General features: G+C 67.6%; 24 protein-coding genes. 13 read left to right on the top strand and 11 right to left on the bottom strand.

Annotated elements, in window-relative coordinates; genetic code table 11:
- Positions 1-43: 43 nt before the first annotated feature.
- The 3 genes from P2Q66_RS17730 to P2Q66_RS17720 form a co-directional block, all read right to left on the bottom strand.
- Positions 44-1105, bottom strand: a complete 1062-nt coding sequence (locus P2Q66_RS17730; protein ID WP_275730271.1) for a DUF6707 family protein — start codon at positions 1103-1105, stop codon at positions 44-46.
- Between the two features lie 88 nt (positions 1106-1193).
- Positions 1194-1733 (bottom strand): NUDIX hydrolase family protein, encoded by a 540-nt coding sequence (locus P2Q66_RS17725; RefSeq protein WP_079598113.1) that lies wholly within the window; start codon positions 1731-1733, stop codon positions 1194-1196.
- Between the two features lie 9 nt (positions 1734-1742).
- The gene (locus P2Q66_RS17720; protein ID WP_275730268.1) at positions 1743-2495 is read right to left on the bottom strand and encodes a VOC family protein; all 753 of its coding nucleotides are present in this window, start codon (positions 2493-2495) and stop codon (positions 1743-1745) included.
- A gap of 104 nt (positions 2496-2599) precedes the next feature.
- Here P2Q66_RS17720 and P2Q66_RS17715 point away from each other — a divergent pair, with 104 nt between their 5' ends.
- Positions 2600-3217, top strand: coding sequence for a YdeI/OmpD-associated family protein (locus P2Q66_RS17715; protein WP_275730267.1), 618 nt, complete (start codon positions 2600-2602; stop codon positions 3215-3217).
- Positions 3218-3340: 123 nt separating this feature from the next.
- Positions 3341-5335 (top strand): glycoside hydrolase family 32 protein, encoded by a 1995-nt coding sequence (locus P2Q66_RS17710; protein WP_275730265.1) that lies wholly within the window; start codon positions 3341-3343, stop codon positions 5333-5335.
- Here the strand turns inward: P2Q66_RS17710 and P2Q66_RS17705 are convergent.
- Positions 5288-6514 carry a glycoside hydrolase family 76 protein gene (locus P2Q66_RS17705; protein WP_275730263.1) on the bottom strand — a complete coding sequence of 409 codons (1227 nt, stop codon included), beginning with the start codon at positions 6512-6514 and terminating at the stop codon, positions 5288-5290. The two genes, P2Q66_RS17710 and P2Q66_RS17705, sit on opposite strands and share 48 nt — an antisense overlap.
- A 133-nt stretch (positions 6515-6647) precedes the next feature.
- On the opposite strand from P2Q66_RS17705, the gene P2Q66_RS17700 reads away from it, so the two are divergent.
- Both P2Q66_RS17700 and P2Q66_RS17695 read left to right on the top strand, forming a co-directional pair.
- The gene (locus P2Q66_RS17700; RefSeq protein ID WP_275730261.1) at positions 6648-7439 is read left to right on the top strand and encodes an SDR family NAD(P)-dependent oxidoreductase; all 792 of its coding nucleotides are present in this window, start codon (positions 6648-6650) and stop codon (positions 7437-7439) included.
- Positions 7436-8647: an acyl-CoA dehydrogenase family protein gene (locus P2Q66_RS17695; RefSeq protein WP_275730260.1), complete on the top strand. Its 1212-nt coding sequence runs from the start codon at positions 7436-7438 to the stop codon at positions 8645-8647. The genes P2Q66_RS17700 and P2Q66_RS17695 overlap by 4 nt, the downstream gene beginning before the upstream one ends.
- Positions 8648-8659: 12 nt before the next feature.
- Here P2Q66_RS17695 and P2Q66_RS17690 read toward each other — a convergent pair whose 3' ends face one another.
- Entirely contained in the window at positions 8660-9496 is an 837-nt protein-coding gene (locus tag P2Q66_RS17690) for a DUF1684 domain-containing protein (RefSeq protein ID WP_275730258.1), read from the bottom strand.
- Positions 9497-9655: 159 nt separating this feature from the next.
- On the opposite strand from P2Q66_RS17690, the gene P2Q66_RS17685 reads away from it, so the two are divergent.
- From P2Q66_RS17685 to P2Q66_RS17670, 4 genes are all read left to right on the top strand, one after another.
- Positions 9656-10345 carry an NAD(P)-binding domain-containing protein gene (locus P2Q66_RS17685; protein ID WP_275730255.1) on the top strand — a complete coding sequence of 230 codons (690 nt, stop codon included), beginning with the start codon at positions 9656-9658 and terminating at the stop codon, positions 10343-10345.
- Positions 10346-10350: 5 nt separating this feature from the next.
- On the top strand, positions 10351-10896 hold the full coding sequence (locus tag P2Q66_RS17680; RefSeq protein ID WP_275730254.1) for a hypothetical protein: 546 nt from the start codon (positions 10351-10353) through the stop codon (positions 10894-10896).
- A gap of 113 nt (positions 10897-11009) precedes the next feature.
- Complete coding sequence (ppc, locus tag P2Q66_RS17675; protein ID WP_275730253.1) at positions 11010-13820, top strand: phosphoenolpyruvate carboxylase; 2811 nt, start codon at positions 11010-11012, stop codon at positions 13818-13820.
- A 117-nt stretch (positions 13821-13937) separates the two neighbouring features.
- Entirely contained in the window at positions 13938-14243 is a 306-nt protein-coding gene (locus P2Q66_RS17670) for a hypothetical protein (RefSeq protein ID WP_115526230.1), read from the top strand.
- Positions 14244-14249: 6 nt separating this feature from the next.
- On the opposite strand, the gene P2Q66_RS17665 is transcribed toward P2Q66_RS17670, so the two are convergent.
- From P2Q66_RS17665 to P2Q66_RS17655, 3 genes are all read right to left on the bottom strand, one after another.
- The gene (locus tag P2Q66_RS17665; protein ID WP_079598102.1) at positions 14250-14867 is read right to left on the bottom strand and encodes a VTT domain-containing protein; all 618 of its coding nucleotides are present in this window, start codon (positions 14865-14867) and stop codon (positions 14250-14252) included.
- 83 nt (positions 14868-14950) lie between these two features.
- Entirely contained in the window at positions 14951-15664 is a 714-nt protein-coding gene (locus P2Q66_RS17660; protein ID WP_275730251.1) for a BTAD domain-containing putative transcriptional regulator, read from the bottom strand.
- A gap of 172 nt (positions 15665-15836) precedes the next feature.
- A complete protein-coding gene (locus tag P2Q66_RS17655; protein WP_275730249.1) occupies positions 15837-15962 on the bottom strand; it encodes a hypothetical protein in 126 nt (41 codons plus the stop codon).
- 294 nt (positions 15963-16256) lie between these two features.
- Between P2Q66_RS17655 and P2Q66_RS17650 the strand changes: the two genes are divergently transcribed.
- The 3 genes from P2Q66_RS17650 (at position 16257) to P2Q66_RS17640 (ending at position 19163) form a co-directional block, all read left to right on the top strand.
- Complete coding sequence (locus P2Q66_RS17650; RefSeq protein ID WP_115526194.1) at positions 16257-16460, top strand: hypothetical protein; 204 nt, start codon at positions 16257-16259, stop codon at positions 16458-16460.
- A 58-nt stretch (positions 16461-16518) separates the two neighbouring features.
- Positions 16519-16719, top strand: coding sequence for a hypothetical protein (locus P2Q66_RS17645; RefSeq protein ID WP_115526195.1), 201 nt, complete (start codon positions 16519-16521; stop codon positions 16717-16719).
- An 89-nt stretch (positions 16720-16808) separates the two neighbouring features.
- A complete protein-coding gene (locus tag P2Q66_RS17640; RefSeq protein WP_275730245.1) occupies positions 16809-19163 on the top strand; it encodes a hypothetical protein in 2355 nt (784 codons plus the stop codon).
- Between the two features lie 12 nt (positions 19164-19175).
- Here P2Q66_RS17640 and P2Q66_RS17635 read toward each other — a convergent pair whose 3' ends face one another.
- Together P2Q66_RS17635 and P2Q66_RS17630 are read right to left on the bottom strand one after the other, a co-directional pair.
- Positions 19176-20144, bottom strand: a complete 969-nt coding sequence (locus P2Q66_RS17635; protein WP_275730290.1) for an RluA family pseudouridine synthase — start codon at positions 20142-20144, stop codon at positions 19176-19178.
- A 195-nt stretch (positions 20145-20339) separates the two neighbouring features.
- Entirely contained in the window at positions 20340-20915 is a 576-nt protein-coding gene (locus tag P2Q66_RS17630; RefSeq protein WP_275730243.1) for a TetR-like C-terminal domain-containing protein, read from the bottom strand.
- Positions 20916-20991: 76 nt separating this feature from the next.
- On the opposite strand from P2Q66_RS17630, the gene P2Q66_RS17625 reads away from it, so the two are divergent.
- Positions 20992-21519, top strand: a complete 528-nt coding sequence (locus tag P2Q66_RS17625; RefSeq protein WP_275730241.1) for a DUF4188 domain-containing protein — start codon at positions 20992-20994, stop codon at positions 21517-21519.
- Positions 21520-21534: 15 nt separating this feature from the next.
- On the opposite strand, the gene P2Q66_RS17620 is transcribed toward P2Q66_RS17625, so the two are convergent.
- A complete protein-coding gene (locus P2Q66_RS17620; protein ID WP_275730239.1) occupies positions 21535-23019 on the bottom strand; it encodes a PLP-dependent aminotransferase family protein in 1485 nt (494 codons plus the stop codon).
- 60 nt (positions 23020-23079) lie between these two features.
- On the opposite strand from P2Q66_RS17620, the gene P2Q66_RS17615 reads away from it, so the two are divergent.
- Positions 23080-23700, top strand: coding sequence for a hypothetical protein (locus tag P2Q66_RS17615; RefSeq protein WP_275730237.1), 621 nt, complete (start codon positions 23080-23082; stop codon positions 23698-23700).
- Positions 23701-23715 lie beyond the last annotated feature (15 nt).

Below are 23715 nucleotides of genomic sequence, written 5' to 3'. Positions count from 1 at the left end.
CCGAATGTACAACTAAGGCCCGGCCCCGGGTAGGGGCTATTTCTTATGCGCGGACGGCCTCAAGCTCGTTGCTGATGCGGCGCTCCAGTTCGCCCATGCCGATGGTTTCCGACCCGCCGTGCGCGCGCAGGAACAGCAGGGATTCCAGCCGCAGCAGCCGCCATTCGCGCTCGGCGTCGTGGTTGGAATTATCGATGGAGCGGAAGATTTCCTTGTCGTACAGGTTGGGCTCGTTGAGCGAGCGCTGCCGGACCTTGGCAGCCATCCGTGCCTTGAACGGGTCTGTTTCCTGGTTCTCGGGGGTCCGGATCAGTTTCTCGTAAACGGCTGCCCGTTCATTCTGGCCGTCCTGCCGGCAGATGTAGCTTGCCAGGGCCAGGGAGGCCTCCACCGACGCCCAGCGCCCGGGGTTTCCGTCGTAGGGGAGGACCGTGAGGAGGTCGGCCACAGCCAGGGAGCTTTCGGCGTCCTTGAGGGTGATGAACAGTTCGTGGGCGAGGTCGCTGAGGTCCTTGAGGCAGCTTCCGGACTTGAAGTTGACGCCCTTGGCCAGCCGGTCGGTCAGCAGCAGGACCCCCATCGCGTCCGGATGCGCCTCCGCTGCGGCCTCCACCACGGATTCCGGGGTGCCGGCAGGAGCCGGGATCAGGGCCAGTTCCTCCTCGCTGGGACCGTTCGCGGCCGGCGGGACAGGAGGAAGGGGAGGTACGACGACGGCGGGCACCGCCGCGACGGGCGCCGGCTTTTCGCCGGGCTGCTCCTGGGGTGATTCGGCAGGCTGCCCGGCCTCGGCAGGTTCCTCCGGGTGCCCTGGTTCAAGGGACTGCCCTATGTCCTGGGAAGGGGAGGTTGCCAGCGCAAGGTGCGTGACGTCGTCGGACTGCTCCTCAACAACCGTTACCGAGGAGCCGACGGCGATGCGCAGCGTCCCGCCGCCCGTCAGGCTGGCGAGCACCAGTGCCGGCGCGCCGAAATCGTCCCGCTCAAGCTCCACCTGGTGGATCTCGGCCGTCCGTTCACCGTCCGGCAGGAGGATGAGGTTGCCGGTGGTCAGGGATCCAGCCTGCTGTTCACGGAGGTGCCGGGCGGCTGGTGTTTCGGTCATGGGAGTCCTTAAGTTCTCTTGCGGTCCGCCCTACAGTCTACAAAGGCGGGCACCTAATATCGGGGACCCCCAGGTTCCGGCGAGGGCGTCAGGAGCCGACGCCTGCGAAGGCCAGCGCCTGCCGGATCAGCCCGCCGCGGCCGCCGGAAAACTCCATCTGGACGCCGGGGCTGAGGACTTCCTCAGGGGTCATCCACGTCAGTTCCAGGGCGTCCTGGCGGGGCTCGCACTCACCCGTCACCGGGATGACATAGGCCAGGGACACGGCGTGTTGCCGCTCGTCGGTGAAGCCGGTCTGGGATGGCGCCGGGAAGTATTCGGCCACCGTGAAGGGAACCGGGCTGATGGGCAGCTGCGGGAACGCCAGCGGTCCCAGGTCCTTTTCCATGTGCCGGAGCAGGGCGGCGCGGATGGTTTCACGGTAGATAACGCGGCCGGACACCAGGGACCGGACCATTGTCCCGTCCTCGTCGGCCTGCAGCAGGGTGCCCACTTCGTTCACGTAACCCAACGGGTCCAGCCTGACCGGTACCGCCTCCACGTAGACCATGGGCAGCCGCCCGCGCGCCTCAAAGAGGTCTTCTTCGGAAAGCCAGCCGGGGTTCGGGTCAGGTGTGCGCACGTTCATGGTTAAGTTCTACCCCATGGGACGGTGCTGCGAGATCCAGACCGTTGCGGGCACGGAGGGCGCGCCGTCCCGGGCCGCGTCCGGGTTGGCGACGTGAAGGGTGCTTCCGAACGCCTCCTCGGTGAGGCTGACGTCGAACCCGGCGGAGGCGAGGCGGTCCCGCAAAGGTTCCAGTGCGCCGTCGTACTCAAAGCCCAGGCCGGCCCGCGGCGGCCCCGACGCCGGCCGCACGATGAGGATTCCGCCGTTCTTTGCGGTGAAGTCCGCTGTCTCGTCGTTGTCCGGCACCGGGCGGGGCCGGGCACCGACGTGCCGCAGGGTGCGGGCAGCGGCGTCCGTGTCCGGTGTGAACCAGACCCCGACGACGGCCAGGGCCGGGTCCGCGTCCGGTGAGGGCACATCGGTGCCGGCCTGGTCCGCCAGGAAGCTGAACCCGTCAGGTGCAGTAATCCTGCACGCCTCGCCGTGGTCGGCGGTGACCAGTTCGGCGGTGGCCGGCTCCGCGGGCGTGGCGTCGTCGTCCTGGGCAGCGAGGTTGGTGCGGCGGGCGAATTCCGCGAGGTCGCCCACTTCGACAGCGAACGCCGTGGTTCCGTCACTCGCGTCCCCTTCCGGGACGTCGTGCAGGGCAAGGCGGCCCCCGCCGGCGTCAAAGATACGGAACCCGCCGTCGCCCTCGGTGAGGACCAGGCCCAGGGCCGTGAGAAGCCGCTCCCAGGAATCGATGGCGGACGTGAAATGCAGGGGACGGACGCGGAGCATGGGCTGTCCTTCGTGTCGGCGGTGACGTTTACGGCCATAATGCCACGGGCGCCGCCGCAAGGGCACCCGCTTGTTCCGCAGCACTTCAGGAGCAGAATAGGCGCATGGCACTTGAACTCGAGGAACTGCTGGTGCCGGACGCTGCCGCCTGGCGGACCTGGCTGGAGGCGAACCACCAGAGCAGTCCCGGTGTGTGGCTGGTCCTGCACAAAAAAGGCGGGCATATCACGGAACTGGACTACGCCGCCGCACTGGACGAGGCGCTGTGCTTCGGCTGGATCGACGGCCAGGCCAGGCGCCGGGATGACGAAAGCTCCTTCCAACGGATGACGCCCCGGGGGCGCCGCAGCGTGTGGTCGGCCAGGAACGTCACCTATGTGGCGCGGCTGGAGGAGGAAGGAAAGATGGCCGACGCCGGGCGGGCCGCGGTGGAGGCCGCAAAGGCTGACGGCCGCTGGGATGCCGCTTATGCCGGCCAGGCGACGGCGGAAATGCCGCCCGACCTGGCGGCCGCCATCGCGGCGGTACCGGCGGCCCAGGCGATGTTCGATGTCCTCACCAGGTCCAACCGTTTCGCCCTCATCGTCCGGACCAATTCGGCAAAGCAGGCCGCCACCCGGGAGCGCAGGATCGCCGGATTCGTGGAGATGCTGGCCCGCGGTGAGGCTCCTTATCCGCAGAAAAAGCGTCCGGGTGACGCGCCGTCACCGTCGGGTTTGTGACCGCCCGCGCCGGACGTAATTAGGTTCCGTGCCCCGGGCCGGTAAAATTGACGGTTCACTTGCGCTGGTGCCGTTCCCCGACCCGGGGGACGGCACTTGTGCGTTCAGCGACGGATTGAAACCATGCCCCGAAATATCCTCGGAACCGTACTCCCCGCACTCAAACGCTTCGCCCTCAGCCGGCGCCCCCTCCTGTGGGCGGTGGCCGCGGGGGCTGTCCTGGTCCTGGCAGTCTCCCTGGTGCTCGCCGGAAATGCCCGGCCGGGCGCAGCAGCTGCCGCCGAACGCGTGCTGGGAGAGGTAGCCGCTGCCCAGGCTGCAGCAAAGGACCGGAGCGGCGGCTACGCCTCCCTCTGGCTCAAGGGCAACGATTCCACCTTGGTTGAACGCGGCGGCGACGTCCCAGCGGAAGGGACGGAAGACGTCCGCAGCATCGAGTGCGGCACGGGCTGGCTGGCCGGTGTGCGGACGGACGGGAAGGTCTATCTTCGCAGCAGCATGGCCGGCACGGTGGAAGAAGACCCTGCAAAAGTGGAGCTTCCGGACTGCGTCAGCCCCGAAGCCCGGGACGCCCTGCTCACTGACTTGGGCGTTCAGCAGTCATGGCCCGCGCCGGACGCGGCACGTCTGGCTGCACCGGAAGAGGACCCCGGCTACCGCCCGGCCTACCACCTCACGCCGGAGCAGCGCTGGATGAATGATCCGCAGCGGCCGTTCTTCCTGGACGGGTTGTGGCACTACTACTACCTCTACAACGCCCACTACCCGGAGGGGAACGGCACCGAGTGGTTCCACGCCACCAGCCCGGACCTGGTGCACTGGAAAAACGAGGGCGTCGCCATCGAAAAGTTCCGCAACGGCCTGGGCGACATCGAAACCGGCTCCGCGGTGGTGGACACGGAAGGGACCGCCGGCTTCGGCAAGGGGGCCGTGATCGCCGTCCTCACCCAGCAGCACGACGGCGTCCAGCGCCAGTCCCTGTTCTACTCCACGGACAACGGGTACAGCTTCCGGAACTACGACCAGAACCCGGTGATGGACAACCCCGGCGCGGAGCACTGGCGCGACCCGCGGATCGTGCGGGACGAGGCCAACAACCAGTGGCTGATGCTGCTGGCCGAGGGCCACAAGATCGGTTTCTACACCTCCCCGGACCTCAAGCACTGGACCTACGCTTCCTCTTTCGAGCGGGACGGGCTGGGCATCCTGGAGTGCCCCGACTTCTTCCAGATGGACGTGGACGGCGATCCCGCCAAGCGCACCTGGGTGCTGGCGGCCAGCGCCAACGGTGCGGAGGAGGGCCGCACCACCGGCCTGGCGTACTGGACCGGCAGCTGGGACGGCAAGGGCTTCACTCCGGTGGGTGGCCACCAGTGGCTCGACGGCGGATCGGACTTTTACGCCGCCGCCACCTGGGATGACCCCCGCCTGACGGACGGCCAGCGCAAGGCGTCCCGCCACGCCATCGGCTGGATGAACAACTGGGCCTACGCCCGCGAGCTCCCCACCGACGGTTGGTTTGGCGCGGCTTCCGTGGTGCGGGACCTTCGGCTGGAGTCCGACGGCGGCCGCCCGGCCTTGGTCTCCACGCCGACGCCCGCGCTGCAGTCACTGGAGGGCGAGCCCGTCCAGGTACCGGGCGCCGCCTTGGGTGACATCCCCCTGCCGGGGTTGCCGGAGAGTGGTGCGTTCAAGGCTGACATCGAGCTGGAAAAGCCGGCTTCAGCAGGAGGGGAGGCCCGGCTGCTGCTGCAGAGCGGAGGCAGGACGTACGCCACGGTGGGCTATGACTTTGAAACCGGCAAGGCCTTCGTGGTCCGGGACGACGATGTTGTTGCAGCAGCACCGGACCGGGCGGCCGGTACGGGAGCCCGGACCGCCGCGGACGAGTACCGGCAGGCGCGTGCCGTGGAGGCGAAGTCCGGCGGCGGCACGGTGAATCTCACGGTCTACGTGGACCGGTCCTCCCTCGAAGTGTTCGTGGACGGCGGCCGCCAGACGCTGACATCGGTGGTGTTTCCGCCGGCAGGCAAGAAGGAAGCCCGGCTGGCGGCGGAGGGCGGGCCGGTGTCACTCAAGGGTGCTGTCGTCACTCCTCTCGCCGCCATCCGCCAGTGAACGTCCCCGGGGGTTGCCGGAGCTGACGGCCGCCGCGGCCTCCAGCACCATCCATGCCTGCAGCTGGGTGGAAAGTTCGACGGCGGCTCCCCGGGGATACGTCTCCTCCGCCGGCCGTGCGGCATGCACCGAAAAGATGCTCCCGCCAGGGTGATTTCCCCCAGGCTCGGCGGCGCCCAGGCTGCGCTTTCCGCTCCAGAACGCCTCCGCGGTACCGGTCACCAGCCGCGCGGCAGTGGCGCGGATCCGTTCCGGAAGCCGGATATCCGTAGCGGCGAGCGCCAGGTAGCGGCACAGGATGCCCGTGAACAGGCCGCCGTCGCCCGTTCCGTCGCAGCGCAGAACCGTACCGCCGCCGGGAACGGTCAGTTGCCGGTTCACCGCCTCCACCACCTCGGCGACGCGGGCGAGGTTGGCCTCCCCGCCCAGCTCCAGGAGGGCACCCAGGACCGGACCCTGGTTGTAGGTGTAGACGGCCCGGTCCACCTGGACTTCACCGGCGGCGTTCAGCCGTGCGCCGTCCAGGTACAGGCCCTGGGCTGGATCGAAGAGGGTCCTGTCCAGCCAGTCAACCAGGGCCTGGGCTTTCGCCTGCTGACCTGTCCGGGCGTAGAAGAGCGCAACCGGAGCGGTGGCGGGCGTGTTCTTGAAATCCCGCTTCTTGCTCCAAAACACACCGCCGCCCATATGGTCAGTGCTGGCTGCATCGAACTCGAGCTTCAGCCTTTCGCGGACGGCTGCGTTGCGACGGCGTCCAGATCCCCCCGTCTCTCCGGCCAAAGCATCCAGGCGGAGGGTGGCCAGGGCGAGCCAGGCCATGTCGTCGTAGTAGTTGTTGACGAACGTGAACGCGTTGCGCACCCACATCCCCGTGAGCAGCCGGGACGCCAAACTGCCCGTGAGGGGGCTGCCGGTAGCGCGCCTGCCCGCATCCACCAGGCAGTCAACGTAGTGGGCCTGCCACCAGTAGTGCCAGGGAAACTGCAGGCCTGCGAGTGAGCCCAGCCGCTGCAGGGCTGCCTGCCACGTCCCCGCAGGCTGCCCGGAGTTCCATGTCACGGCGGCCAGGTGCGTGCCCGGCAGGAACAGCAGTTTCCGGCCAAACAGCGCGGTAACGGAGTGTGCGGCATGGTCTGCCCGGCCCTGCCAGGCCGGATCAGTGGCGGAACTGGAGGTCATGGTTTCCACCATAACGGGCATCCCGCCGCCCGCCCGGAACGGCGGATGGTGCAGGCGGCGGGCATTTCAGTTAACATTCACTAACTGTTACTCCGCGGCCTGCCGCGGTGCGGGGCCACATCAAGGAGGATGGATGGACATCACAGGCAGCGTCGCTCTCATCACCGGAGGTGCGTCCGGCCTGGGTGCCGCCACCGCCCGGACCCTGTTCGACGCCGGAGCCTCCGTGGTGCTCCTGGACCTCCCCACGTCCGGCGGGGCGAACCTCGCCGACGAGCTCAACCGTTCAGCGGACGGAAGGACGGCCGTCTTTGCCCCCGCTGACGTGACCAGCGAGGCGCAGGTGCAGGCCGCCGTCGACACCGCTGTTGGGCTGGGACCACTGCGGATCGTGGTGAACTGCGCGGGCATCGCCACACCCGGAAAGGTGCTGGGGCGCGAGGGTGTGCTGCCCCTGGAGGCCTTCAACCGGGTGGTCCAGGTCAACCTCCTCGGAACGTTCAACGTGCTGCGCCTGGCGGCAGCGGCAATGGTGGCCACCGAGCCGGCCGTCACCGAACTGGGCGGCCCGGAACGCGGCGTCATCATCAATACCGCTTCCGTGGCGGCATTCGAAGGCCAGGTCGGGCAACCTGCCTACGCTGCCTCCAAGGGCGCCGTGGCAGCCATGACCCTGCCTATCGCCCGGGAACTGGCGCGCTCGCTGGTGCGGGTGGTGACCATCGCGCCGGGAATCTTCGAAACTCCCATGATGGCGGGCCTGCCCCAGGAGGCACAGGACTCGCTGGGTGCCCAGGTTCCGCACCCGTCGCGGCTGGGGAAACCGCAGGAATACGCCAGGCTGGTGGCACACATTGTGGAGAACGCCATGCTGAACGGGGAAGTCATCAGACTGGACGGCGCAATCCGGATGGGGCCTAAATGAGCTCCGCCGCCAGCAACCTCGTGGACCTGCCCACCGCGGACTTCTTCGCCTACGAATCCCTGCTGAGCCAGCCGGAACGCGACAAACTGGCCGAACTCAGGGCCTTCCTGGCCACCGAGATCGCACCCTACGCGGGGGAGTGGTGGAACAAGGCCGAGTTCCCCGCCCACATCCTGCCGAAGCTGGCCGCCCTGGAACTGAGCACCCCGGCGCAGCGCGGCTACAGCCACTTGTTCGCCGGCCTGGTCATTGCCGAAATGACCCGCGTGGACACGTCCATTGCCACGTTCTTCCTGGTCCACCACGACCTTTTCGTGGAGTCCCTCTACGCCTTCGGCACCCCCGAACAGCAGCAGCGGCTGCTGTCGGACGCCTCCAGCCTGCGGATCACCGGCGCGTTCGCCCTCACCGAGCCGAACCACGGCTCGGACGTGGCCGGCGGAATGGAAACCCGCGCCAGGCGGATCTCCTCCTCCACAGGCCGGCCTGACGGCGGAGGGGACACCTGGGTGCTGAACGGCGCCAAGCGCTGGATCGGCAACGGGACGTTCTGCGACTACGTGCTGGTATGGGCGCGGGACGAGGCTGATGGGGCGGTCCGCGGCTTCATCGTGGACGCCACCCTGCCGGGCGTCAGCCGGACCCGGATCGAGAACAAGATCGCCCTGCGGACAGTGCAGAACGCGGACATCGTGTTCGAGGATGTCCGGGTGGCGGAAGCCGACCGCTTCGCCGCAATCAGCAGCTTCGAGGACACCAAGGAACTCCTGCGCGGCTCCCGGATCATGGTGGCGTGGCAGACCGTGGGCCAGCAGCTGGCGGCGTTCGACGTCGCCCGGCAGTACGCCGTCGAACGCCATCAGTTCGGCCGTCCCCTGGCGCACTTCCAGCTGATCCAGCAGCAGCTCGTGACCATGCTCGGCAACGCGGTGGCAAGCATGGCGATGATGGCGGGGCTGGCCCGGCTGCAGGACGAAGGCGCGGCGGACATGCCCCAGGTGGCCCTGGCCAAGTCCTACCTCAGCGCCCGAATGCGCGAGAGCGTGGCGCTGGGCCGTTCCATCCTGGGCGGCAACGGCATCCTCACCGACTACCGGATGGCCAGGATCTTCTCCGACGCCGAGGCCATCTACACCTACGAGGGGTCTTTCGAGATCAACACCCTGATCGTTGGCCGCGCGGTCACGGGGGTGTCGGCCATCGCCTGACTGCCGGTGGGCTCACTGGTTCGGGAACGGCAGCTTTTCACCGGCTTCCACCCGGATGTCCAGGCTGTTGTTCTTCACAGGCATGGGGCAGGTGCCGTACGGCGTGAAGGCGCTGGGGTAGTTGATGGCCCGGTTGAAGTCGAGCATCACCGTGGCACTTCCGTCCACGCCGGGCCGGGGCCGGGGCGCCGAGAGCTTCCGCCAGTCGTCCGTGGTGTCCCCGTTGGTCTCATCGTGGAAGGTGACCGTGAGGGCGCCGAGCTTTTCCTCCTCCGCCTGGAGCCGGAATTCGTGCGGGCTGCCGGGGAGGCGGAACACCACCTCGCCCACGGTCCGGTGGACGCCGTCCACCAGCGGGTTGGCCGTTGCGATGGGCACCTCCACCGGCTCGGGGTACGGCTCGAAGCGTGCAGTGACTTCCCAGTCCGGGTTGTAGCCGTAGGTGGGCACGCCGTCGAACTCCGTGAACACGGGCGAGCCGGAGTCCCTGGTGCGGATCGCGTAACGCCCGCCCCGCATGGCGAGCTCGACAACCACCCCGGCGCCGTCCGCCCCGCCGAACTGCACCCACATCAGCGACTCCTCGTCGGCGAGCACGGCCGTGATGGTGCCGTCCACTGCTTCCCCTGTCTCCACCAGCGTCAGCCCGTCCTCCGGGACCGCGGTGAGCACCGCCGTCGTACCGTCCGTGGACCACAGGCCGGGAGCCAGGTCGACGGCGGCGGGGGAGGCGTCCAGCCACTGGAACGAGGTGAGGGTGAGCCAGCCGTGGGGAGCGGCGAGCGCTTTGTCCCGGTTGGCGCGGAAGCGCTGCCAGCGCTCCACCTTGGCGTCTGGGGTGATGGACATGATTCCTTCCGGTTGGCTGTGCCCACGCTACAACTGCCGCCACGGCGTCTTCATTCCTTATCCCGAACCTTGCCTGCCACGGACCGCGGAGTACCCTCGGAACCAGCAGGTCCGGGTCGAAACCTTCAGTCGACCCGCTGCCCGTCAACGGGAGATGCCATGAAGATTGCCGTCCTGGGAACCGGAACAGTGGGACGCACACTCAGCGCTGCGCTGGTCAAACTGGGACACGAGGTAACCCTGGGCACGCGGGACCCCGAAAGTACCGCCGCCCGGAGCGTACCCGGCCGGATGGGCGGTCCGACTTTCAGCGAGTGGCATGCGGGCCACCGGGACGTCGCCCTGGGCACCTTCGCGGAAGCCGCCGGCAACGGCGAAGTGGTGGTGAACGCCACCACCGGCGCCGGTACCCTTGCGGCGCTGGGCGCGGCAGGGGCGGCCCGGCTGCACGGAAAAGTCATCATGGACGTTGCGAATGCGCTGGACTTTTCGCAGGGGATGCCGCCGGTCCTGAACCCGGTCAATACAGACAGCCTGGGGGAGAGGATCCAGCGGGCGTTCCCGGACGCCCGGGTGGTGAAAACCCTCAACACGATGAACGCGGGGTTGATGGTGGACCCGCAGCGGCTTGCCGGTGGGGACCACTCGGTGTTTGTTTCCGGCGATGACGCGTCGGCCAAAGCCGTCGTCAAGGAGTTGCTGGAATCGCTGGGGCACCGGGACATCATCGACCTGGGTGACATCACCACGGCCAGGGGAGCGGAGATGGTGCTTCCCCTGTGGCTGCGGCTTTACGGTGCACTGGGCACTCTGGACTTTAACATCAAGGTGGTCCGCGCGGTTGAATAGGTGGCGTGGACATCCTGGCAGGAATCAGCAGCGAGTGGCTCAAAGCGTTGACATGGATCGCGGCGCTGGCCTGTGCCGCGGCTCTGCTCTTGTGGCGGCCCCGCCGTCCGGACCTCGCCGCGCTCGCCGCCGTCCTCGCCTTCATGGCCGCGAGCCTCGGCGCCGGCATCTACGTCCTGAACCACCTGGGCGATGGGCGCTGGGGCGGCGACAAGGAAGCAAGGCTGGACCCGCCGTCGTTCGCTGAAACGCCCCTGGTGGGGGAGGCCCTGCGGCCCCTGGACGGGGTGATGAACGGGATGGCCGACGGCGTCAACGACTTCGTCGACTTCCGTGCGGCCCTGCCCGTGGCGCTGGACTACTTTGCGGCGGCCGGTTGGGCGCTGGCCCTGATGGTGCCGCTGGGGGTGGCGGCATTCGCCACCAACACGGTGCGGGACCGCCGGCGTGCTGCGGAGTCGGCGGCGCAGGTGACGGAGGTGGCGCGTCTCCGGGCGGAGCTCGAGCTGGTGAAGCGCCATGTCGGGTACCCGGAGCACGACATTATCTGAGACGGATTGACCCTTGCCCCCGCCCTGCGGGTAGCATCTTTAGCTAGTAACGTGGCTCACAGTATCCAGCGCAGTGTACGAGCCAAGTCCGAAACCCTCGAAAGATTGCTTCCATGGCTCACACTGCAGCACACCCCGAAACAGACCTTGCCTCCGAACTGAGGGCAGACGTCCGGCGCGTTTCCACCCTGCTGGGCGAATCCCTGGTCCGCCAGCACGGGCCGGAACTCCTGGACCTCGTGGAACAGGTCCGCCTCCTCACCAAGGAGTCCAAGGAGGCCGCCCGCGGCGGCGCCGACGCCACAGGTCCCTGGAGCGCGCACGACGTCGTCGCCCAGGTCCGCGAGCTCCTCGGCTCCCTGCCCATCGAGCAGGCCACGGACCTGGTGCGTGCCTTCGCGTTCTACTTCCACCTCGCCAACGCCGCCGAACAGGTCCACCGCGTCCGCGGGCTGCGGACCCGGGCGGAAAAGGACGGCTGGCTGGCCAAGACCGTGGCCGACATTGCAAGCCAGGCCGGGCCCGCGGTACTGCAGGACGTGGTGAACGGCCTGGACGTGCGGCCCATCTTCACCGCCCACCCCACCGAAGCCTCCCGCCGTTCGGTTCTCGACAAGATCCGCAAGCTCTCCGACGTGCTCGCCCAGCCCACCGCCGAGGGCACCACAGCCCGCCGCCGCCAGGACCGGCAGCTCGCCGAGATCATCGACCAGATGTGGCAGACCGATGAACTGCGCCAGGTCCGGCCCACCCCCGTGGATGAAGCCCGCAACGCCATCTACTACCTGGGCGGCATCCTCACCGACGCCATGCCGGAGATGCTGACGGAACTGTCCGAGCTGCTGGGTGAGCACGGCGTCAGCCTCGCCTCCCAGGACGCCCCCATCCGGTTCGGTTCCTGGATCGGCGGGGACCGCGACGGCAACCCCAACGTCACCGCGGCCGTCACCCGCGAAATCCTGCAGATCCAGAACCAGCACGCCGTGCGCATCAGCATCGGCATGATCGACGAACTCATCTCCATCCTGTCCAACTCCACCGCGCTCGCCGGTGCGGACCGGGAGCTGCTGGAATCCATCGACGAGGACCTGAAGAAGCTGCCGGGCCTGGACAAGCGGGTCCTGGAACTGAACGCGCAGGAGCCCTACCGGCTGAAACTGACCTGCATCAAGGCCAAGCTCATCAACACCGGCAAGCGGGTGGCTGCCAACTCCAACCACGAGCACGGCCGGGACTACAGCGGCACCGACGAACTGCTGGCGGACCTCGAGCTGCTGGAGCTCTCGCTCCGCAACCACTCGGCGTCGCTCGCCGCGGACGGTGCCCTGGCCCGTGTCCGCCGCGCCGTGGCATCCTTCGGCCTGCACCTGGCCACCCTGGACATCCGCGAGCACGCCGACCACCACCACGACGCCGTGGGCCAGCTGATGGACCGCATCGGCGGACCGGGCCTGCGGTACGCCGAGCTGAGCCGCGAGGAACGCTTCGAGGTGCTGGGCTCCGAGCTCGCTTCACGCCGCCCGCTGTCCGGCCACCCCATCAAGCTCGACGGCGCTGCTGACGGCACGTATGACGTCTTCCGCGAGATCCGGCGTGCCCTGCGCACATATGGCCCGGACGTCATCGAGACCTACATCATCTCCATGACGCGCGGCGCGGACGATGTCCTGGCTGCCGCCGTCCTGGCCCGCGAGGCCGGCCTGGTGAACCTCTTCGGCGAGAAGCCCTACGCCAAGCTCGGGTTTGCCCCGCTGCTGGAAACCGTGGAGGAGCTGCGCGCCTCGGCCGAGATCATCGACCAGCTGCTCTCCAATCCGTCCTACCGGGAGCTGGTGCGGCTGCGCGGGGACGTCCAGGAAGTGATGCTGGGTTACTCGGACTCCAACAAGGAATCCGGGGTGATGACCAGCCAGTGGGAGATCCACAAGACCCAGCGCAAGCTCCGCGACGTGGCAGCAAAGCACGGCGTGCGGGTCCGCCTGTTCCACGGCCGAGGCGGGTCCGTGGGCCGCGGCGGCGGACCCACGTACGATGCCATCCTGGCCCAGCCCAACGGCGTCCTGGAAGGTGAAATCAAGTTCACCGAGCAGGGCGAGGTCATCTCGGACAAGTACTCCCTGCCGGAGCTGGCGCGGGAAAACCTCGAGCTGTCCCTTGCCGCCGTGCTGCAGGGTTCCGCCCTGCACCGCGATCCCCGCACCTCCGAAGACCAGCGGGAACGGTACGGGCACGTCATGGAGACCATCTCCGACGCCGCCTTTGACCGCTACCGGAAACTGGTGGACCACCCCGACCTGCCGGCCTACTTCATGGCGTCCACCCCGGTGGAGCAGCTCGGGTCCCTGAACATCGGTTCCCGCCCGTCCAAGCGCCCAGACTCGGGTGCAGGGCTGGAAGGCCTCCGCGCTATTCCGTGGGTATTCGGCTGGACCCAGTCCCGCCAGATCGTGCCCGGATGGTTCGGCGTCGGATCCGGCCTCAAGGCTGCCCGCGAGGCCGGCAACTCGGCGCAGCTCGTGGAAATGATGGAGCACTGGCACTTCTTCCGCTCGGTGCTGTCCAACGTGGAGATGACCCTCGCCAAAACGGACCTGGACATCGCCGGATACTACGTGGACACCCTGGTGCCGAAGGACCTGCACCACATCTTCCGGACCATCCGCGAGGAATACGAGCTCACCGTCACCGAGATCCAGAACCTCACCGGCGAGCACGTGCTCCTGGACGCCCAGCCCACCCTCAAGCGCTCCCTGGAAGTCCGCGACCAGTACCTGGACCCCATCAGCTACCTGCAGGTGGAACTCCTGCGCCGCGTCCGGGGCGAAAGCGGAACCATCAGCGGGGCCGAGATCGACGAACGGCTCCAGCGGGCCATGCTGATCACCGTCAACGGCGTGGCAGCGGGCCTGCGCAACACCGGCTAACCACCTGGACCCTCTCTCACCTTCTGCAGCCTTTTCCCAAACCCTCTGGCACTGCGTGAGAGAGGGTTTGGGGTTTCGCGGCAAAAGGTGAGAGAGGGTTTGGATAGGGTGGAGGGCATGCCTTCGTTCCAGACCCGCCTGAAGATCACCGGGCTCCGGCCGGGCAACCCGCCGGAGTCGGTCATGGATGCCGCCGTCGAGGCGCTGGGGACGCGCCATCACGTTGAGTCGCACCAGCTGCAGCTCTCCGGCGGGGTGCCGCAGCTTAACCTGCGCTTCCTCGTGGAGGCAACAGAATACAGCGGCGAGAACCGCCAGGCGCGGGAATCGGCAGCGATGATGCGCGACGCCGTCGAACGCGTTGCCCTGACCGGTTCCCTCAGCGTGCTCCGGCGCAGCCGCGGCCGCTGGGCACCTGTCTAGGGCACGTCAGGCGAGCGGCCCTGGCTCCTCCACGGGAGACCGGTTGCCGCGGCGCCGGGTGACAATGATTCCGACGACGGCGCCGACCACCAGCCCGAGCCCCACCCCGATGAGCGAGCTGGCCCAGAACGGCAGCCCGGTGGCTGAACCCGTGAAGTAGCCCAGGCCCACCAGCCAGCAGGCCCAGAGCAAGGCGCCCAGGCCGGCGCACAGGCTGAAGCCCCGGACGGACACGTTGGCGATGCCGGCTGCCGCTGACGTGGCAAGCCGGCCGCCGGGTATGAACCTGGCGCCGATGATAGTGCCGTACGTGGATGACCGGCCCGCTTTGGCGATCGCATCATGAATGCCTTGGTGGACCCGCCGTCCCCACCTCCAGCGGTCCAGGACATGGCTCAGCCGTTTCCGGAAGAGCTGGAAGACCACCATGTCGCCCACCCAGGACGCCACCGCAGACAGGGCCACCACCAGGAACACATTGGTCCTGCCATCGGCGGACAATGCGCCGCTGGTGATCACCACCATCTCGGACGGGATGGGCGGGAAGATGGCATCGCCGAGGACCACGGGGATGATCCAGAAGTAGATGGCCGCCCCCCAGCTGTCAGCGCTGCCGAAGTCCATTGCCACAAGGTACCGCACTTTTTAGCTCCCGGACGGGCGGGTTTTTCCGCACCCCCGAAGGGTGGACGTGCAAGGCGGCAGCGTCAGCGGGGATGGAACTCGGACACCAGATCGGTCAGTTGGTTCGAGGGCAGGACGCCGAGCTCGCCCTGCAAGCGGCTGGCGAACATGGTGTAGGCCCGGACTGCGGCGGCCCTGTTTCCGCCCGCCAAGTGGGCCTGGACCAGGAGGAAATGCGCTGATTCCCGAAGCGGCTCGATGCTCACCGCGGATAACGCGGCGATGACAGCCTTGCCCGGCTCGTTTCCCGCCAGGTACTGCCGCGCCATGTGCTCCAGGGCGCTGAGGCGCAGCTGCCGCAGGCGTTCCTGTTCAAAGACCACCCAATCGTCGTACCAGCCGGGCAGCAGCTCGGCCCGGGTCAGGTGGTCCAGGTAGCTCTCGGGGGCCTGGATCCCTGGCTGTTCCTGCAGCGTTGCCACATGCCGCTGCAGGGCGGCCACATCCACCTGGACCGACTCGTCAAGCTCAAGGGTGGCGGCGCCTGCCCGGAGCAGCTGCGGAAACGCGTGGGTGATGCACCAAACAGTGGTGCGCAGGTTCCCGGCAGCCTGTGTTTCGCTGCTTTTTGGCCAGAGCAGGCCGGCAAGGAAACTGCGGTGGCGGCAGCCCAGGAGCCCCACGCAGGCAATCAGCCGCTGCTCCCTGCTGGCTACCGCCATGGTGGTGTTGCCCCGTTGCAACCGCCAGGCGCCCAGCAGGCTCAAGTGCCATTCCTGCACGAGAGCCCCCGTCATGCCATTCCCCTTTACGCGGCAACACTTGACCCCCTCACCATCGTGACACTTGGACCAGCCATGTCAAGACGCTTTAGTAACAGAGGGGGCAGGGGGTTTTGCAAGGGATAGTCGACTGTCAGGTACCGCCGGCGCACATTCTTTCGTGGGCCGGGCAGGCATTCATCCCATGTCAGCCGGTAAGGTTTGGGTCCCTCTGCAGCAGGTCAAGCCACCGCCGCACGGCCAGGAGGATTTCTTCCTTGTCGCCGGCCGCCTCGATCACTTCCTTGTCCTGGCCCGGCTGGCTGGAAATCAAGCGGGCCCGGAGTGCATGCTTTTGGGCCGGCTCTACCCAAGCGCGTATTACCATCGTGCCTTCGTTGTCCGCCATAAGCGGGCGCCTGCTTTCCCTTGTGTGCGCTTTGCTTTGTAATCTTCCACAAATATATAACCGCCGGGTATTACCTCCTAAATGCGCGCAATTTTGCTTCTGCGCCCTTTGCTGTCACGTCCCAATTGCAAAAACAACGTAAAAATAACAGCGCAGTAATGTAACCGCCACGGGCCGCCGCGTTGACTGATCGGGAGACTTCGAAAGGGGGTGATTGACATGAAGGAACTCACTTTCCAGGAACTGGAAGGCCAGCAGGCGGAGCTGTTGCCTTCGCGGGAGACCCTGTACTTCGGAACCGACTACAGCTTTAATTTGGCCGCTATTGACGCGACCAATACGTCTGTAGCGCTGAACGCAGCTTCGCTGTGGTCGAATGCACACAGCACCGCACTGCAGGGCATCACTGTTGTCCAGCAGTAGTCCTTACCGTCCGAATACCTGGACCCGGGTAATACCCGGGGGAGAGGGATGACATGCAATGACCACTTCAACCGAGCTATTACCCGGGGAACTCGACGCCGAAGTCCTGGAACTGCTTCCTGCGAGGGAAACGCTGTGCTTCAACGTCAACGTCGCCCCCGTCATCGCTGTGAACATGTCGTTCGCCATCAACGCGGCAACGATCGGTTCAGTGGCGAACTCGGCTGCCGTGCAGGAGCTGCTGGTCCTGCAACAGTAGGCCTGCAGTAACCCTTATCCGGTGGGCGTGCTCCAATGCCGGGGCATGCCCACCGCGCTTAGTGTGGCTCAACCTATGGGCGGGGAACAGTGACAACAGCACCGGATGCCGCGTTCGACCAGCGCTGGTCCCCTGCACCCGGGCTGGTGTTCCTCGGCCCGGTTGAGGGATCAGGCCTCAAGGACCGCAGTTACCTGCTCCGCCGCAGCGACGGTCAGATCGTCCAGCTCTCCGAGCTGCTCCACCTGGTGCTCGCTTCCCTTTCGCCGGCGAAGTCCCCCGATGAAGTGGCACGGGAAGTCAGCGAGGCCTACGGGCGGGAACTCGGTGTAAGCGGGCTGCTCCACCTGATTGACACCAGGCTGGCACCGATGGGCCTGGTCCACAGCACCGCTGGCCGCGGCTCCGATCAGCCCGCCGCGTCAAAGCCCCAACCGTTGCCGAAGGCCAACCCGCTGTTGGCCCTGCGCCTGCGGGGAACCCTCCTGCCCGAAAAGGCAGTGAATGCGCTGGCCACTGTCCTGGCCCCGCTGTATTGGCCGCCGGTGGTGGCTGCCGTCCTGCTGGCGCTGGCCGCCGTCGACGTCCTGGTCATCACCCGGGGGGATCTGATGGCGTCGCTGCAGCAGGTGCTGCTCACCCCGGCGCTGCTTCTTGGCATCGTTGCCCTGCTGACGGCGGGAGCCGTGATCCACGAACTGGGGCACGCCACGGCCTGCCGGTACGGCGGAGCCCGGCCCGGGGTCATCGGAGCCGGCGTCTACCTGGTCTTTCCCGCCTTCTTCACCGACGTCACCGATTCCTACCGGCTGGGCCGGGCGGGCAGGATCCGTACAGACCTGGGGGGCCTGTACTTCAACTGCCTGTGCCTCATTGGGCTGGGCGGCGCGTACCTGCTGACCGGACAGGGGTTCTTCCTGCTCGCGGCCGCTTTGATGCATCTCGAGATGCTCCAGCAGTTGGTGCCCACCCTGCGCTTCGACGGCTACTTCGTCCTTGCTGACATTGCCGGTGTCCCCGACCTGTTCACCCGGATCCGCCCGGTTCTGCTCAGTCTCCTGCCAGGGCGGCCAATGGATCCGCGGGTCATGGAGCTCCGCCCCTTCGCCCGCCGCATCGTCACCGCCTGGGTTGTCACGGTAGTGCCGCTCCTGTTCCTGGCGCTCGGCTGGATGCTGCTGAGCCTGCCCGCCATCCTGGCGCAGACTGCCGGCGCCATCCGGCAGCACGCAGGCACCGCCGTCGGCGCCATCGGGGCGGGCGACCCTGCGGCTGCCTCGCTCTCCATCTTGTCCATCCTCATGCTGTCCCTGCCGGTGATCGGCCTCGCCATCCTGCTGTACCGGCTGCTGCTGGTCCTCCTCACCCTGCTTCGCCAGCTGGCCAGGGGCACATGGAGCATGCTGACCGGGCATAAGACAGCACCACGGCTGGCCCCGGCAGGGAAGCCGCTACAGAAAGGAAGGCTGGCCATGGCTATCGAAGTCCCGTCCGCGGCCACGCGCGACGCCGTCCCCACCCTCCAGGATTTCCTCGCCGAACGGCCCACACCGCCGGCGATACTGGCAGAAGCGGGCTGGCAGGGTGCCGTCCGCCGGCTCAGCGGCAACGCCGTCAACCCTGCCCCCGGCCGCCGCGAACGCGCCCATCTGGATGCGAGGGAAGACGTGCAGCGCCGTTTGGACGGACCCAGGACGGTCGTCGTCGTCAACCCCAAGGGTGGCGCCCACAAGACCACCGCAACCCTGCTCCTCGCAGCCACGATGGGCATCGAGCGCGGCGGCTACACGCTCGCCTGGGACAACAACGAAACCCGCGGCACGTTGGGGTGGCGGGCGCCGCTGGCGGTACACCCGCGCACGGCCGTGGACCTGCTGCAGGAGGTGGACCGCTTCGAAAGCCCGGTCCTGGGGCGGATCGGGGACCTGGACCGCTACGTGCGCTACCAGGGTTCAACGCAGTTCGACGTGCTGGCGTCGGACGAGGACGCTGCGGGCGCTGCCACCATCGGCAGCCGCGAGTTCGACCGGCTGCACACCGCCCTGCGCCGTTTCTACCGGATCATCGTGGTGGACACCGGGAACAACATGCGGTCCTCGAACTGGCAGGGGGCCGTGGCTGCTGCCGACGAACTGGTGATCATCTCCACGCTGCGGGAAGACACTGTGGCCAGCGCCGTCTGGCTCATCGACGGACTGCGCGAGCGCGGCTTCCAGGCCAAGGTCAGCAACGCAGTCACCTTGCTCGCCGCACCGTCCCGGCAAACCGACGTGCAGCTCCATGCCCGGGCGCGCAGGCATTTCGCGAGCCTGACGAGGGAGGTGCTGGACGTTCCCTACGACCGGTCCCTCGTCTCGGGTGCACGGTTGAACTACCAGGCGCTGCAGCCTGCTACCCGGGAGGCCTGGCTGCGTGCCTCTGCCGCGGTGATGCGGGGACTGTGAGGAGCCCCGTCTTCAGGGACGGGCCCGCGCGGACTCGCTGAGTTCCAGGCCGCTGCGGTACTCCACCGGCTGCCCGGAGATGGGATCCACGAACCGGATGCCGCGGGCCAGGAGCTGCAGGGGCTTGGCGTAATCGTCCGGTGCTTTGTCCAGCAGCTCAGGGTAGAAGGCGTCATGGAGGATTCCGAGCCCCAGTGATGCCATGTGCACCCGGAGCTGGTGCGTCTTGCCACTGTGCGGCTCAAGGCGGTACCGGGCGAGCCGGCCACCGGCGGCGCTGTCTGAGGCACCTGGTGCAGTGCCGCCGTCGAACGTTTCCAGCCGCTCAATCCTGGTTTCGGCGTTGGGCTCGCCGTCAATCACTTCGGCGAGCAGGTAGCTGCGGGACTTGGTCATCCGGTTGCGCACCACCACCGGGAACTCGACGGCGGGATGCCCCGGGGCCGGCTCTGCGGCGGACACGCACTCGTATTCCTTCTGGACCTGCCGCTTTTCGAAGAGCACCTGGTACTTGCCGCGCGTCTGCGGATTGGTGGAGAACAGGAGCACCCCGGCGGTCATGCGGTCCAGCCGGTGCATGGGAATGAGGTCCGGCAGGCCAAGCTGGTTCCGCAGCCGGACCAGGGCGGACTCCTGGATGTACGTGCCGCCTGGAGTGGTGGGCAGGAAGTGGGGCTTGTCCACCACCAGCAGGTGCTCGTCCTTGTGGAGGATGCTGATCTCCACGGGAATCCGCTCCTCCGGCGGCAGTGTGCGGTAGTACCAGATGAAGGTGTGGTCCTGGAGGGGAGTGCCGCGGTCCAGCGGAATGCCGCCCTCGCCGACGATCTCGCCGGCGTCGAACCTGTCCTCGATGCCCTGCGGGTCGATGTGCCCCCAGCGGTGCATCATGTAGTCCATCGCGGTGTCCCACGGGCCCTCCCCGGGGAGGCGCAGGCGCGTGGCGTTGACGCCGTCGCGCACGGGAAGGGGGGATTGCATCACCGGCCTATTCTACCGGGGGCGCTGTGGGAGCCTTGCCGCGTCGCGGACCTGTGCCGACGGCGGCGCACACTTGAGCTGCCGACCCGCACATTGCCTGGCGCGCGTGACATACGGTCCGCGCCGGCCAATGTGAGCATCGGGACGGAATTGGCGCCGCGGGAACGTGCCCGGACGCCTGTGATGTCAGGGGAGTCAGGCGGCCCAGCCGCGTGCAATGGCGTCCAGCGCGGAGTCGTACGCCGCGGCCCAGTCGGCGTCCGGCGGACCCACCTGCGCCAGTTCCAGGCTGACCAGGCCGTGGACCTGGCCCCAGATGGCAACCGCCACGATCTCCACCGGGGCCTCTAACAGCCTGCCGGCCTTTTGGGCTGCGGCAACCGCGTTGATCAGGGGCACCATGGCCTCGGCGGCGACCTCCGGGCTGGGCTGGCAGTCGACGTACGCGGCCAGTGCGCCGCCGAACATCAGCCGGTACAGCGCCTGGTGTTCCAGTGCCCAGGTCCGGTAGGCCACGCCCAGTCCCTGAAGGCCGCCCGGGGCTGCGGCGGCCTGCGACTCATGGAAGGACTGAAATCCGCTGTCGACCACCGCGGTGAGGAGCTGGGATTTTCCGCCGAAGAGCGAGTAGACCGCCGACGTGGAGGTTCCGGCTGCTGCGGCAACATCCCTGAGGGTTACCCGTGCCGGCCCGTGGCGGTCCACGAGGTCTGCCGTGACGGCCAGGAGCTCTTCACGCAGGGAACTGGTGTGCACCACAGGTCTTGCCATGGGTCCCATTGTTTCATAACCTTGTTTCGTAACGTTGTTATGAAACAAGGTTATGACCTTTCGTCGAGGAGTTCTCATGGAGCAACAGGTATTTCCGGGCCGCTACACCGCGGATCCCGGGCGGGAGTCCGTGACGGTGTTCCTGATCGGAATGCGGGCCAACCGGTGGTGGAAAGTGGGCAAGGTGGCACAGGTGGCCGCCGCCATGCCGCGGATCCTCCGGCATCTTGCCACCGACCCTGCCTCCGGAATGCTGGGCTTCGAACAGTGGTTCGGGCGAACCACCATGCTGGTGAGCTACTGGGAGAGTCCCGAGCACCTGCGGAAGTTCGCGGCCGACCGGGAGGCGCCCCACCTGGAACCATGGCGGCGTTTCATGAAGGAGCTTTCCGGAACGGGGGACGTCGGCATCTGGCACGAGACATACCAGGTTCCCGCGGCGGGAATCGAGACCGTGTACAGCGGAATGCCGTTGTTCGGGCTGGCGAAAGCCACAGTGCAGATACCCATCGGACGCGGCACCAATACCGCAAAGCAGCGTATGGGACATTCCCGTGCACGGGGTGACGGTGCGAAAACGGCCGGGGCGGGCCAGGCTTCCTAGGGGAGCGCAAACTCCTCAGGCGATGGCAGCTGCCGGCGCTTTCTTGAGGGTCTGCCGGAGCTGGGGGGCGGCGTCGAGCCTGTCCTGCGCGGCGCGAAGTGCCAGTACCGCAGTCTCGAGCCGGTCGGGCGGCAGCGTGAACGGCACCCGCAGGTTCCGTTCGAACGCACCACCGATTCCGAACCGCGGTCCGGCCGCCAGCCGGATGCCGAAGTCCGGCGCAATGACTGCCAGGGCCGTGCTGGACGGCTCGGGCAGGCGGCACCAGACGGACAGGCCGCCGGCAGGTTGCATCGTTTGCCACTCCGGGAGGTGTTCCCCGAGCAGCTCAAGCAGTGCTTCCCGGTTGTCGCGAAGTGCCCGCAGCCGGGCTGGCAGCGGCTCATCAAGTGCCCGGACCAGATGGGCGGCTGCAAGCTGTTCCATAGCCGGACCGCCCAGGTCAAGGGTGGTGCGGGCAGCGGCGAACCGCTGGATCATGGGTTCGGACGCCCGGATCCAGCCGGTCCGGAGGCCGGCCCAGTGCGATTTGCTGAGCGAGCCGATGGTGACAACGGAGGAACTGAAGCCTGCCACCGGAGTGGTGGAGACGCCGTCGAGGTTCAGTTCACGAAGGGTCTCATCCACCACCAGGACGGTTCCGGCCGCGGACGCGGCCCGGGCCAGCCTGCGGCGCTGGGAGTCAGGCATGACGAGGCCTGTGGGATTGTGGAAGTCCGGCACAACGTAGGCGACTTTAGGGCGTTGCCGGGAGAGGGTTGATTCCAGGGCCGGCAGGTCCCAGCCGCCTGGCGCGAAGGCCACCGGAACCGGGCGGCACCTGGCTGCCCGGATGGCGTCCAGCGCGTTGGGGTAGCTGGGGTGCTCCACGAGAACCCGGTCCTGCCGGTCCGCCAGGGTACGGATAACGATGGTCAGCGCATGTTGGGCGCCGGAGGTAACCATGATCTGGCCGGCGTGGGTTGGTACTCCTGCTGCCGTGTACCGGTCCGCGATCGCCTGGCGCAGGGGCAGCAGGCCGATGGCGTCGTACCCGAAGCCCGGCAGCAGCGCCGGAAGCTCCGTCAGTGCCGCGGCGAAGGCGCGGTGCACCACCTCGCCGCTGGCCGGCAGGGCCGAGTATGCGAGGTCGATCAGGCCGTCCGGAGCAGCGAGCCCGGGAGCGGCCAGGGCCGGGTGGGAGCGGGACTGTGGCGGGCCCACAAGCGCCGGCCCGAACGGGGTGAGTTGGGGGATGCGCGTCCTGCCCCGGCTGCCCTGCCCGCTGCTCAGGAAACCCTGGTCGCGAAGGCTGGCATAAGCGGCGGTCACGGTGGTCCGGCTGACGCCCAGGGCTACCGAGAGCGCGCGCTCGCTGGGCAATGCCGTGTCCAGCGGCAGCCTGCCATCCAGGATGAGGAGGCGCACCACGTCCGCCAAACTGCGGTAGGCAGGAGCTGTCCCGTTGTTCCACGTCCCGAGGAGGCGGGACAGTGATGCTGCGGTAACGGAAGGCGCCATAGGGCCAGTATCTCAAACTGGTTATGCAATTCAATGCCAGTTGCATGGGAAGGTATGTGCATGATGACCCGCAGACTGATCCAGCTCTTCACCGGCCTTGCCATGTACGGCATTTCCCTTGCCATGTTCATCAGGGCCGGCCTGGGACTGGATCCGTGGGATGTCTTCCATCAGGGCACGGCCAACCGGACCGGCCTGAGCATCGGCCTGGTGGTGATCATCGTGAGCTTCCTGGTCCTGCTTCTGTGGATCCCGCTGCGGCAACGGCCCGGTTTCGGCACGCTGTGCAACGCCGTCCTGGTAGGTGTGTTCGCGGATATCGGCCTGGCCGTGATCCCCGCCCTGTCCCACCTGGGCGGCCAGATCGGGATGATGGCGGGGGCGGTCCTGCTGAACGGCGTGGCCTCAGCCTGCTACATCGGTGCCCGTTTCGGCCCCGGAGCGCGCGACGGCCTGATGACCGGACTCGCGCGCCGTACCGGATGGTCGGTCCGCCTTTCCCGCACCCTCATCGAGATTACGGTCCTGGCCATCGGCTGGCTGCTGGGAGGTTCCGTGGGCGTGGGAACGGTGGTCTACGCGCTCGCCATCGGACCACTGGTCCAGCTGCTGCTGCCGCTGTTCATGGTTCCCGCCGCCGTGCCGGAGACTGCCGGCGAGGCTCCCGCGCCGGTCCGCTGATGGCCCGTCCGCTGA

The sequence above is a fragment of the Arthrobacter sp. Cr_A7 genome (genome assembly GCF_029222765.1).
GTDB lineage: Bacteria > Actinomycetota > Actinomycetes > Actinomycetales > Micrococcaceae > Arthrobacter.
This window is presented reverse-complemented; position numbering and strand designations above follow the sequence as displayed.